This is a genomic window from Enterobacter sp. EC_50 (genome assembly GCF_019584525.1).
Lineage (GTDB): Bacteria > Pseudomonadota > Gammaproteobacteria > Enterobacterales > Enterobacteriaceae > Enterobacter > Enterobacter roggenkampii.
Genome location: NZ_VDAF01000044.1, coordinates 1 through 12,039 on the forward strand (window position 1 = coordinate 1; position 12,039 = coordinate 12,039).

The window sequence follows — 12,039 nt, forward strand, 5'->3', positions numbered from 1 at the left end:
GGTCTAAATAGGCTGATTCAAGGCATTTACGGGAGAAAAAATCGGCTCAAACATGAAGAAATGAAATGACTGAGTCAGCCGAGAAGAATTTCCCCGCTTATTCGCACCTTCCCTAAGAGATACCATTTTTGTCTTAATCCCGTGTCGTGAAGATCCAGCGTAAAGCGCCATTCGCCACTCAGGCTTTCACGGTCTCGGCCACCCGTGAATAACAGATTAGTATGATTGAGATTCTGCTTATTATACGGTTGGTCATATTGCTCGTTATGTAAGCATTCAACGGCATTTTCAGCCAGGTCCGATTTTTCCAACATGAGATATCCTTCATAAAAGAGGTGTTTCTGTAGAATAACGGCTCGAATTAAGGCGCTGGAGCTGTTCCTCATAAACAGAAGGAAAGTTAAGTGATAAAAACATGTAAATGTGATGGAGGTCGAATAACGACAGGATTCTAATGTGATGTACATCTCATAATTGCTTTTACTATGGTGATTTTGATCACATCTGCAACCCTGAGGCGCGATATGACTCACATAAAATTATGGCAGGACTTCAGGGATCTCACTTCTGTTTCTTATCCGTCATGCATTCAGGCCGGGTAACGTACACTGGTTGAAATTAATTACTATGGGTCTGTTTGGATACGATTATTAAATCGTGACGGAGGAAATACGATGGGTCAGTTGCAGGGTGGTGTCAGGAATGAAGCAGTAAATATTGGTTCTACAACCAGTCGATATCGATGGACAATTTGCGCGTTGCTCTTTTTTTCTGTCACCATAAATAATCTCGACAGATCTATATTAGGGTTGCTCGCCCCAATATTACAAAAAGATATTGGCTGGAATGAAATTGAATACGGTAATATAGTGACGGCATTTCAGGCTGCCTATGCCTTAGGTTTATTCCTGTGCGGACGTTTTGTTGACGTTTATGGCGCACGCCTGGTTTTACCTGTCTCACTGGCAATCTGGAGTTTAGCTGCGATGGCTCACGGAATGGTCGGTACCGTTATAGGATTTATCTACGCGCGAATCTTCCTTGGGCTTGGGGAGAGTGCCAACTTCCCTTCAGCTGTGAAGGTTGCCGCAGAGTGGTTCCCGAAACGAGAGCGTGCTTTTGCAACGGGTATTTTTAATTCGGGTTCCAACATCGGTAATATTTTTGCTCCTGTTATTATTCCATGGATAGCATTACAGTGGGGTTGGCGTGAAGCATTCATCGTAACCGGTGCCGTAGGGTTTATCTGGATTGCTTTCTGGTTGATATTATACGGAAAGCCGGAGAAAATTAAGAAGGTAAATAAAGAAGAATTAGCCTGGATTAATCAGGATGATGACGCTGATATTACAGCACAAACAACTCAAAAAATCAGCTGGTTGGGTTTGCTAAAGTTTAAGCAGACCTGGGCATTCGCCATTTGCAAATTTCTCACTGACCCGATTTTCTGGTTCTTCCTTTTTTGGCTACCGAAGTGGCTGCATGACGCTCGCGGTATTGATATGGCGCATATGGCGATGCCCCTGGTATTAATCAATATTCTGGCAACGATGGGCGGTCTTGCAGGTGGCTATCTCCCTGCATGGATGGTAAACCGCGGTATGGCCGTCAATAAAGCGCGTAAAGCGACATTATTGTTATGCGCTACCTGCGTGCTTCCTATTTTACTGGTCTCGAATGTTTCCAATCTTTGGTGCGCAGTGTTGCTGATTGGGCTTGCTGTGGCAGCGCATCAGGGCTGGTCGGTCAATCTTTATACAAGCGTATCCGATATGTTTCCTAAGCAGGCTGTGGGAGCTGTTGTCGGTATTGGTTGCCTGATTGGCTCTCTCGGTTCAATTATTTTCACCCAAGCTACAGGCCATATTTTACAGGCTACAGGAAGCTATTGGTCTATTTTCCTGATGGGTGGTTTTGCCTATCTGCTGGGTTTCCTGATCATGCATTTATTAATTCCATCAATGTCAGCAGCTAAATTTAAATAATATTAACTATACAGGTACAGAACATGTCATTTACCGATAGTCTGTTAAAGGAACGTATTTTGGCAGCCAGAGAGAAAAGTCTTCTTTGGCTAAATAAAATGCAACTCCCCAACGCAACGGCAGGCGTATTACGCGTTAGCGAACTTCACCAGCCCGAGCAATGGCCGCAGATGCTTCTGCCGGGAACCTATGATGGCACGATGGCTCGCGTTTTATTGGGGGATGAGATCGCCGGGAAAGAAGCGCTTGCGGACTGGATATTGGGTCATCAGGGAAAGGACGGTTTTTTCCAGTTGCCGGGATTGTGCTGGAACGAAACATGGAAAGGACCGGATGCTGAAAAAACGCGCCAGTACATGCGTTTTCATACAACCAATTACTGTATGGGGACGCTGGAAGTGCTGGATCAACTGGATAGAATCGAGCTGCCATTTTTGAAACCTTACCTCGACGCTCAGTATTTTTGGGCATGGTTAGGTCAACGTGATATGCGCGATCCCTGGCTGGAAGGTAATAATATCGTCAATATCGGTAGTTTTCTGTTACTCGAACAGCAGAGAGAACCGAACGGTCCTGCGGCTCAACGTTTGCAGGATATGATCTTCTGGCATAATCAGCAAAGCGAACCCTATTCAGGTTTTTGGGGGCCGGGTCAGCAGTACAGCCATGAAGCTTTACTATTTGCGCTCTGCGGTGCGACGCATAATTTACATGTATTTTATGCACTCGATGAAAATATTCCCTATTTTAACCAGTCGATAAGCCGCTGCCTGGAACAACCTCTAGCCATTCGCAGCAGCTGTATTGATGTCGATATTATCGATATTCTGGCGCACGGCCACGCGCGTTGCCCATATCGCAGCGATGAAATTGAGCATTGGCTCCGCAGTATGCTCGTGAAATTGCTGGACTTCCAGAATGCGGATGGTGGATTCCCGGACACCTTACTTGGCGAGCGAGGATATGATGGATGGGTGAAGGGATATAAAGAGCCTCAGGGGCACAGTAATACGTTTGCCACCTGGTTCCGATGGATAGCTATCGCGATGATCGCCCACGTTTTATGGCCTCAATGGCAGGACTGGCGTTTCCGTAAGACCATCGGCATTGGATATTTTAAAAATCTGTCGAGGTGATTTTAAATTTCTTTGCCCATCGGTACAGAAATCGGCGAAAGCGGCTTATTTCACTGAGCACGCTTTTGCCGATTTAACGATGGGCCGTGGCGGCAATCAGCAACCGTCTTTGCAGGTTGCCGCTGGATTTTGCTCAAGGACTCTTACCAGCAGGGCTCGGGGTTCTCTCACGACATCTGTTCCAACTGACAGTACTTTGCCGTCCCGCTCTGCTGAATACTTCGCGACAACATCACCGAATGCATTTCGCTGCAGGGCGACCTCTTGTCCTGCTTTTACCGTGTCGCCGGGTTTAACGAAAACTTCCGCAAACCCGCCCGTGGTCGCTCGTATTGAACTGATCGCATTACCAATATACGTTTTATTGCTGATGGCGGTTGCGCCGATTTTGCCTTCAATCACCTTGTAATGAATCAGTACATTGAGGGCACCCTCTACACCCCGGGCAATCATATCCTGCTGGTAAATCCTCGGCTCTCCCGTCTCGGCCGTTATCGCCGGGATACCATTTTGAATAAAGGTTGTCTCCATTGAGCCGGCTTCGCCGGGATCTTTCTTAATTTGATCGGCCGGAAAAAGTTCTGCAATCGTCCGGGCATCCGCATTGCGGTAGTCGGCATAAATGAACAGCGGATAAGCCGTTCCGGTAGACTGGGTGTGGTAGTCAATCGCCAGGTCGACATTTCCTTTGTAAACCTTATTCCACATCATCCATGCCTGACGCTCGGCAGGGTTACCCGTTTCTTTTCCTGGATGCACGCGGTTGTAGTCGATCGTCTCGCCACCATCGGTTGAAACGGACCATGTCCGGGAGACCCTTTCAAGTCCAGAACGGTTTGGACCAATAATGCCAATAACGCTGCCGTTCATTTTTGCGGGGTCCAGTTGTTCCATCACTTTTTGTACGATGCGCACTCCGTTTAGCTCATCCCCGTGGACGCCCGCCTGCAGCAGGACTTTCTTCCCGTCCGTTTTGCCTTTTGCCACCATGATGGGGACATACCAGCGCTGTCCTGTTCCTGTCTCAACCCCCTCGAACATGAAGCGATGTTGTCCTGCTGTCAGGTCTGATACATCCAGAGTCGAGATAACCGGCACTCCCTGCACCTTATCACCCGTATACACCGTTGCCGCGTGAGTCATTGAGCATGGCAACGCTAAGCTGAGAGCGAATGCGATACGGCTAGTAGATATCTTCATGAGCGTCATTTTCCATTTGATAGGGTTGAGATTTTTATTTTTCGGCCTGGGCCGTGGTTCGTGCTCATTAAGTTAATAGTGATTTTATGAGGCCAGCCAGCGGCACGATCGGGAAATGTGATTTTGCATAGGCTAACGCACCGGCCTCAATAACAGGGTTTGCGCGATTCATTTTTCCTGCCCGGCGTCTTCTTTCTAACCTACCTCACAAAAAACGATCCTCCGCTTTGATCGACATGCCATCTTCGCCTATATGACTAGTCATGAAATTTTAAATGACTAGTCATATAGGGAGGAAACATGAGCAATCAGCTGCCGGCCAACTTTTTATGGGGCAACTCGGTATCGAGCATGCAGACGGAAGGGGCCTGGAACGAGAGCGGGAAGGGGATGTCGGTGTACGACATTCGCGAAGCTGGGGAGAACATCTCCGACTGGAAAGTGGCGACCGACTCCTACCATCGCTACCGGGAAGATTTCGACCTGATGCAGGATCTGGGCATGAACTGCTACCGCTTCCAGATCTCCTGGAGCCGCGTCTGTCCGCAGGGTGACGGCGCGTTCAACGACGAGGGCATCGCGTTTTACGACCGCTTTATTGACGATCTCATCGCCCGCGGTATTGAGCCGATGATCTGCCTCTACCACTTCGATATGCCGCTGGCGCTGGCGCAGGAGTACAACGGCTTCAATGACCGCCGCGTAATGGACGCCTTTATCCGCTACGGTAAAAAGATGATCGACTGCTTTGGCGACCGCGTGAAGTACTGGCTGACCTTCAACGAGCAGAACATCTTCCATATGCCGGAAGCGTTTCGTATTTCCGGCTACATGAAAGGCGATCAAACCCTGCGCGAGCTGTACGAGCTGCAGCACCATACCATGGTGGCGCACATGGCGCTGACCGAGTATCTGCACCAGACGAAACCGGGCCAGCTGATGGGCGGCATGCTGGCGCACCAGCTGATCTACCCGGCCACCTGCAAACCGCGCGATATCTTCTGCGCCCAGCAGTATGACGAGTTCCTCAACCAGAACCTGCTGCGCGTCTTTGCCGGGCAGGGCTACAGCCCGGCGGTGATGGCGGTGGTGGAGCAGGAAGGCTTTGGTGATATCTACCGCGCCGAAGATTTAGCGCTACTGGCGCGCACCAGAAACGACTATATGGCCTTCAGCTACTACGCCAGCAAAACGCTGGACAGCGATGCGATCCCGGAAGGCACGCCGGTCAACTATTACCTGCTGCACGGCGAGAAAAATAACCCCTACCTGAAAGCCACCGAGTGGAACTGGCAGATCGACCCGCTCGGTTTTCGCACCATCATTACCCGCTACGCCAACGACTGGCGCATGCCGGTCTTCCCGATTGAAAACGGGATTGGCGTGATTGAGTCCTGGGATGGCGTCAACCCCATCGAGGATACCTACCGCATCGACTACCACCGGGCGCACATCGAGGCGATGAAAGCGGCGATGTTCGAGGACGGGGCAGAGGTCATGGGCTACCTCGGCTGGGGGTTAATCGACATTCTCAGCTCCCAGGGCGACATGCGTAAGCGCTACGGCGTGGTCTACGTCAACCGGGAAAACCACGACCTGAAAGACCTCAGGCGCGTGCCGAAGAAGAGCTACGCGTGGTTAAAACAGGTTATCCATACCAACGGACGCGAGATGTAAGCCGTACGCTGCCGGGCCGTTTTTGTGACTGATTGATGGGAACACGCCGCTATGTCTGAAACAAAAATCACACCGCATATGCAGTCCTTTGTCGATAAGTTTGTCGAGTTCTCGGCGCGCCTGGCAAACCAGGTGCACCTGCGCTCCCTGCGCGACGCCTTCGCCACGGTGATGCCGATTTTCATCCTCGCCGGCCTGGCGGTGCTGGTGAACAACGTGGTGTTCCCGTGGATTTTTCACGGCGATACGCTGGCACACTTCAAAGTGTGGGGCGAGGCGATTATCAACGGCACGCTTAACATCGCTGCGCTGCTGCTGGCCCCGATGATCGCCTGGTCACTGGCGCGCAACAAAGATTTCGACAACCCGGTCTCGGCAGTGGTTATCGCCGTCAGCAGTTTTATCATCATGATGCCGATGCGCTTACAGGTTACGCCCGTTGGCAGCGACGCCGCGGTGAACGTCACGCAGGTCCTGACCTTCGCCAATATCGGCTCCACCGGGATTTTCGCCGGGGTGTTGATTGGGCTGCTCTCAACGGAAGTGTTTATCGCGATTTCGCGCCTGAAGGCGCTGCACATATCGCTCGGGGAAAATGTGCCCCCAGCGGTCAGCAAATCCTTTACCGCGCTGATCCCGACGATCCTCACGCTCTCCCTGTTCGCGGTGCTGGCGGCCATACTGGCAAACGTGCTGCACACGGATCTGATCCATCTCATTACCACCTTTATCCAGCAGCCGCTGCGGCTGATCAACACCAGCCTGCCGGGGACGATTTTCATCTACAGCTTCGGCAACTTTCTGTTCACGCTCGGTATCCATCAGTCGGTGGTCAACAGCGTGGTGCTGGAGCCGTTTCTGCTGATCAACACCAACGAGAACATGCTGGCCTTCGCCAACGGCCAGCCCATTCCGCACATCATCAACAACATCTTCGTGCCGACGTTTGGCATGGTGGGCGGAACCGGCAGCACGATCTCGCTGCTGATCGCCATCTTTATCTTCTCCCGACAGCAGTCGGCGAAGCAGGTAGCGCGTCTGTCGCTGGCGCCGGGCTTATTCAACATCAACGAGCCGGTGATCTTCGGCCTGCCGATTGTCTTTAACCTGCCGCTAATGATCCCGTTTGTGCTGTTGCCCGCGATAGGCATTTACTTCGCCTGGCTCTGTACCACGCTGGGATTCATGTCGCGCTGCGTGGTGATGATCCCGTGGACCACGCCGCCGATTCTCAGCGCCTGGCTGGCGACGGCAGGGGACTGGCGGGCGGTGGTGGTGCAGTTGGCAATCATTGTATTTGGTGTATTCTTCTACCTGCCTTTCCTCAAGATTGCCGAGCGAGTGGCGTTGAAAAACAGCGGGATAGAAAACTAACTGTAAGGAAGGACGATGGCGGCGAAGTACATCACCATAGCGCGGGAAATCAAGAAACGCATTATCAGCCAGCAGTACGCCGCCAATGAACCGCTCCCGGACCAGTTTGCGCTGGCGGCGGAGTTCAGCACCAGCCGGATGACCATCCAGCAGGCGATGCGCCAGCTGATCGTCGAAGGGCTGGTCTACACCCGCCAGGGGCAAGGGACGTTCATCCGCAAAAACTTCCTCCAGCTCTCGCAGTGGGATCTCTCCGGCAGCGACTATTTCGGTGCCACCAAAACCTGGGAACACCTGGGCACGGTTACCAGCCAGGTGGTGCATTTTGAACTGCGCTTCCCGAACGAAAAAGAGCAGGCGTCGCTGATGATTAACGCCGATGCGCCCGTCTATGACTTTATTCGTCTGCGCTTATTAAACGGCGAACCCATGTCGCTGGATTCCACGGTGATGCCGATGAATCTGGTGCCGGGCCTGACGAAAAGCCATCTTGAAGGTTCGGTGTTTCAGTACGTTCAGGAAACCCTGGGGCTGAAAATTATGGGGTCATACCGGGTGGTGCGGGCGCTAAAGCCCAACGCGCTGGACAGAGAGCATCTGGTCTGTGAGGAAACCGATCCGGTGCTGGAGGTGGAGCAGGTCATTTATCTGGAAGATGGCACCGCGCTGGAGTATGCCCACTGCCACTATCGGTACGACCACGGCGGGATTGTTATCGTGAATAACGGATAGTCCGTCCTTCAGGCACACGACTCGAAATAGCTGTCTGTATCTTTTATGTAAAGATCGTTCTGACACAGATGCTGAATATGACCCGGCTTAAATGTAAAACGGATTTTTTGGATCCAGGATCGTTTTATTTTGCTGGTATTGTCGCGTGATAATCCATAATCATGAATTATCTCATGAACAAAACGAATGCTCTTTGCAGAAACATAGACCGGTGTTTTGGTGAGCTGAATCAGTTTGCTGATCCAAATATCATCTGCGCGAGGACAAACCCGAATAAAATCCTCGTTAAAATGGAAATACTCCGGAATCATGTTTTTCTTGAGGACAACGCCACCAAGACCGGTGATGATGTAGTTTTGCTTAACAACTTTTGGCACGGTGATAAGCGGGAAATTACGATAGGTATCAAGAAGTTCTTTCTTCTTCTTTACCGTTTCGCGCACGCGCGCAGCAACCACATATTCCTGATTGTGGTGGTAAAAATCATCTAGTAGGGTTTCTGCCCACATTTCGTTATAAATGGCGTCATCGTCGGCATAAATCAGAATATCCTCTTCCGTTGCCGCTTGTAACGCAGGAAACAATTTACGATAAGGCCCGGTGTTTTTAACCCATTTAAAAACCAGGTTTGTACCTGTCTGGCGAATTTTCTGCGCCCATTCAGGCTCTTCAGTGATGCCTTCATCACTGAGATAAGGTGTACTGGAGACCCATACAACAATTTGATCGACTTTTTTACTCTGGTTCGCTAGTGACCACACTGTCTGCGAACAGAGATAAAGGCGCGATTTTGTTGTTGTTAAGTTAATACTGATCATTGTACTAAGTGTGCTCCAGGAAATAAAAAGACCCTATAAATACAGATTAAACTGATGTTATAAGTAGGCGCATCATAACACTTAGAGGATCAGATGTAACCACGCCGGGTTGGCAGAAAATGGCAAGAATGGGACTTACGGCAATAATTGCTGTTCAGAAACGATGAGTGCAGTGGGTATCGCGGAGTAATAAGACCCCGAGATTTCGAGGTCTTATAAGGTACTTTAAAGATTCAGAAAGATCAGTTCAGACGCACCGGCATACCGGAACGGTTCTGAATCGCCTGGTCGACGATGGTGGTTTCCACGTCAGGCTGAGAGGTCACGGACTGCACCGCGCTGTTCAGCGTAATCGGCACGATCTCGTTGTTGTTGATCTGGTCTTCGCTGGTGGACAGCGGGTTGTGCACTTCGATGTAGCGGCTGCCGTCTGGCTCAGACGTCGCTTTCACCGGTTCATTGATAAACTGCACGCGCGTACCCACCGGCACGTTTTCGAACAGGAACTTGATGTCGTCGTTACGCAGGCGCACGCAGCCGTGGCTCACGCGCAGGCCGATACCGAAGTTGGCGTTGGTGCCGTGAATCGCATACAGACGACCAATATACAGGGCATACAGACCCATCGGGTTATCCGGGCCGGCTGGCACAACGGCTGGCAGCGGTTCGCCCGCAGCGATGTATTCCGCGTGCATTTTGGCGGTAGGGGTCCAGGTTGGGCCCGCTTTCTTACGTTCAACTTTGGTGGTCCAGTTCAGCGGGGTATCTTTGCCCAGCTGGCCGATACCGATTGGCAGCACGATAACGGTGTTGGTGCCTTTCGGGTAGTAATACAGACGCATTTCGGCGCTGTTGATCACGATACCTTCATGAACGGTATCCGGCAGGATCAACTGCTGAGGAATATTCAGCACGGTACCTGCTTTTGGCAGATACGGGTCAACGCCCGGGTTCGCTTCCAGCATGTTAGACAGGCCCAGCTGGTACTGCGCGGCGAAATACTCCAGCGGCTGAGAGTTACCCTCAGGCACTGTCACCACCTGGTTTTGACCCACCAGACGGCTTCCGTCGGTCGGCAGGGGATACGTCACCGCAGACGCGGTCTTACAAAAACCTACTACGGCTAACGCCGCCGCAAAAAGCGTTGTTAATTTCATGTTCATGTTGTGCGAGGTATCTAAGCCATTCTGGCGATGAGTTGATAAGTCTGAATCTGTGATGGGAGCGCATTATATGTGCATTCCCGCTCACTGGGAATTCAGATGTGTACGAAATCACATTTTTTTCGATTTTGTTAAAGTTTAGTGGATTGCCGCAACACGGGATCTCAATTCGGAATTGTGGCATAATGCCGTGTTTATCACACTTTTCGCAGGAATCTCCCCGTGTTAGTTACCAGCAACGTCACTATGCAGTTTGGCAGTAAGCCGCTGTTCGAAAACATTTCCGTCAAATTTGGCGGCGGCAACCGTTACGGCCTGATTGGCGCCAACGGTAGCGGAAAATCCACCTTCATGAAGATCCTCGGCGGCGATCTGGAGCCGACCCTCGGCAACGTCTCGCTCGACCCTAACGAGCGTATCGGTAAGCTGCGTCAGGATCAGTTCGCCTTCGAAGAGTTCACCGTGCTGGACACCGTGATCATGGGGCACGCGGAGCTGTGGGAAGTGAAGCAGGAGCGCGATCGCATCTACGCGCTGGCCGAAATGAGCGAAGAAGACGGTTATAAAGTGGCCGATCTGGAAACGCAGTACGGCGAGATGGACGGTTACTCTGCGGAAGCGCGTGCGGGCGAGCTGCTGCTGGGCGTCGGCATTCCGGTTGAACAGCATTACGGCCCGATGAGCGAAGTTGCGCCAGGCTGGAAGCTGCGCGTGCTGCTGGCTCAGGCGCTGTTCTCTAACCCGGACATCCTGCTGCTCGACGAACCAACGAACAACCTGGACATCGACACCATCCGCTGGCTGGAGCAGACGCTCAACGACCGCGACAGCACCATGATCATCATCTCGCACGACCGTCACTTCCTGAACATGGTCTGTACGCACATGGCGGATCTGGACTACGGCGAGCTGCGCGTGTATCCGGGCAACTATGACGAGTACATGACCGCCGCCACCCAGGCGCGCGAGCGTCTGCTGGCGGACAACGCCAAGAAGAAAGCGCAGATTGCGGACCTGCAGTCCTTCGTTAGCCGCTTCAGCGCTAACGCCTCTAAGTCGCGTCAGGCGACCTCGCGTGCGCGTCAGATCGACAAAATCAAGCTGGAAGAGGTTAAAGCCTCCAGCCGTCAGAACCCGTTCATCCGCTTCGAGCAGGATAAGAAGCTGTTCCGTAACGCGCTGGAAGTGGAGGCCCTTACCAAAGGCTTCGATGAAGGCCCGCTGTTTAAAAACTTCAACCTGCTGCTGGAAGTGGGCGAGAAGATTGCCATTCTGGGCGCCAACGGCGTGGGTAAATCCACCATGCTGAAAACCCTGGTCGGCGAACTGCAGCCGGACAACGGCACCGTGAAATGGTCCGAGAACGCGCAGATTGGCTACTACGCGCAGGATCATGAGTACGAATTCGAAAATGACCTCACCGTCTTCGACTGGATGAGCCAGTGGAAGCAGGAAGGCGACGACGAGCAGGCGGTGCGCAGCATCCTGGGCCGTCTGCTGTTCAGCCAGGACGACATCAAAAAGCCTGCTAAAGTGCTCTCCGGTGGCGAGAAAGGCCGCATGCTGTTCGGCAAGCTGATGATGGAAAAACCAAACATCCTGGTGATGGACGAACCGACTAACCACCTGGACATGGAATCGATCGAATCGCTGAACATGGCGCTGGAGATGTATCAGGGCACCCTGATCTTCGTCTCTCACGACCGTGAGTTCGTCAGCTCGCTGGCAACCCGCGTGATCGAGATTACGCCAGAGCGCGTGGTGGACTTCACCGGTAACTACGAAGATTACCTGCGCAGCAAAGGTATCGACGGCTAAAAAAAAGCCCGGTGGCGCTTCGGTATGAACCGGAAACATGGGTAACACTTTAGACCGGATACATGGGTAACAGTTATAACTGGCATAGAAGAGGAGACTCGCTATGCCCTGGACTGAGACCCGACCTATGCAACGC

The 12,039-nt window shown here is 52.0% G+C and carries 10 protein-coding genes; 6 read left to right on the plus strand and 4 right to left on the minus strand.

Annotated elements, in window-relative coordinates; all coding sequences use genetic code 11:
* Positions 1–74: 74 nt before the first annotated feature.
* Positions 75–314, minus strand: a complete 240-nt coding sequence (locus tag FHC48_RS22380; protein ID WP_220420603.1) for a hypothetical protein — start codon at positions 312–314, stop codon at positions 75–77.
* A 360-nt stretch (positions 315–674) separates the two neighbouring features.
* On the opposite strand from FHC48_RS22380, the gene FHC48_RS22385 reads away from it, so the two are divergent.
* Positions 675–1,985 carry an MFS transporter gene (locus tag FHC48_RS22385; RefSeq protein ID WP_119312028.1) on the plus strand — a complete coding sequence of 437 codons (1,311 nt, stop codon included), beginning with the start codon at positions 675–677 and terminating at the stop codon, positions 1,983–1,985.
* 23 nt (positions 1,986–2,008) lie between these two features.
* Complete coding sequence (locus FHC48_RS22390) at positions 2,009–3,121, plus strand: hypothetical protein (RefSeq protein ID WP_048027042.1); 1,113 nt, start codon at positions 2,009–2,011, stop codon at positions 3,119–3,121.
* A 96-nt stretch (positions 3,122–3,217) separates the two neighbouring features.
* On the opposite strand, the gene FHC48_RS22395 is transcribed toward FHC48_RS22390, so the two are convergent.
* Positions 3,218–4,219 carry a succinylglutamate desuccinylase/aspartoacylase family protein gene (locus tag FHC48_RS22395; protein ID WP_261308049.1) on the minus strand — a complete coding sequence of 334 codons (1,002 nt, stop codon included), beginning with the start codon at positions 4,217–4,219 and terminating at the stop codon, positions 3,218–3,220.
* Positions 4,220–4,621: 402 nt separating this feature from the next.
* Here FHC48_RS22395 and FHC48_RS22400 point away from each other — a divergent pair, with 402 nt between their 5' ends.
* From FHC48_RS22400 to FHC48_RS22410, 3 genes are read left to right on the plus strand one after another with little or no spacing between them, the layout of a single operon-like run.
* The gene (locus tag FHC48_RS22400) at positions 4,622–5,998 is read left to right on the plus strand and encodes a glycoside hydrolase family 1 protein (RefSeq protein WP_059362900.1); all 1,377 of its coding nucleotides are present in this window, start codon (positions 4,622–4,624) and stop codon (positions 5,996–5,998) included.
* Between the two features lie 51 nt (positions 5,999–6,049).
* Positions 6,050–7,372: a PTS sugar transporter subunit IIC gene (locus tag FHC48_RS22405; protein WP_023343637.1), complete on the plus strand. Its 1,323-nt coding sequence runs from the start codon at positions 6,050–6,052 to the stop codon at positions 7,370–7,372.
* A gap of 15 nt (positions 7,373–7,387) precedes the next feature.
* A complete protein-coding gene (locus FHC48_RS22410; protein WP_008501185.1) occupies positions 7,388–8,104 on the plus strand; it encodes a GntR family transcriptional regulator in 717 nt (238 codons plus the stop codon).
* Between the two features lie 8 nt (positions 8,105–8,112).
* Here FHC48_RS22410 and FHC48_RS22415 read toward each other — a convergent pair whose 3' ends face one another.
* Positions 8,113–8,922, minus strand: coding sequence for a glycosyltransferase (locus tag FHC48_RS22415; RefSeq protein WP_023615566.1), 810 nt, complete (start codon positions 8,920–8,922; stop codon positions 8,113–8,115).
* A 242-nt stretch (positions 8,923–9,164) separates the two neighbouring features.
* Positions 9,165–10,085 carry a L,D-transpeptidase gene (ldtB, locus tag FHC48_RS22420; protein ID WP_008501186.1) on the minus strand — a complete coding sequence of 307 codons (921 nt, stop codon included), beginning with the start codon at positions 10,083–10,085 and terminating at the stop codon, positions 9,165–9,167.
* Positions 10,086–10,307: 222 nt separating this feature from the next.
* Here ldtB and FHC48_RS22425 point away from each other — a divergent pair, with 222 nt between their 5' ends.
* Positions 10,308–11,903 (plus strand): ABC-F family ATPase, encoded by a 1,596-nt coding sequence (locus FHC48_RS22425; protein WP_008501187.1) that lies wholly within the window; start codon positions 10,308–10,310, stop codon positions 11,901–11,903.
* Positions 11,904–12,039: the final 136 nt, after the last annotated feature.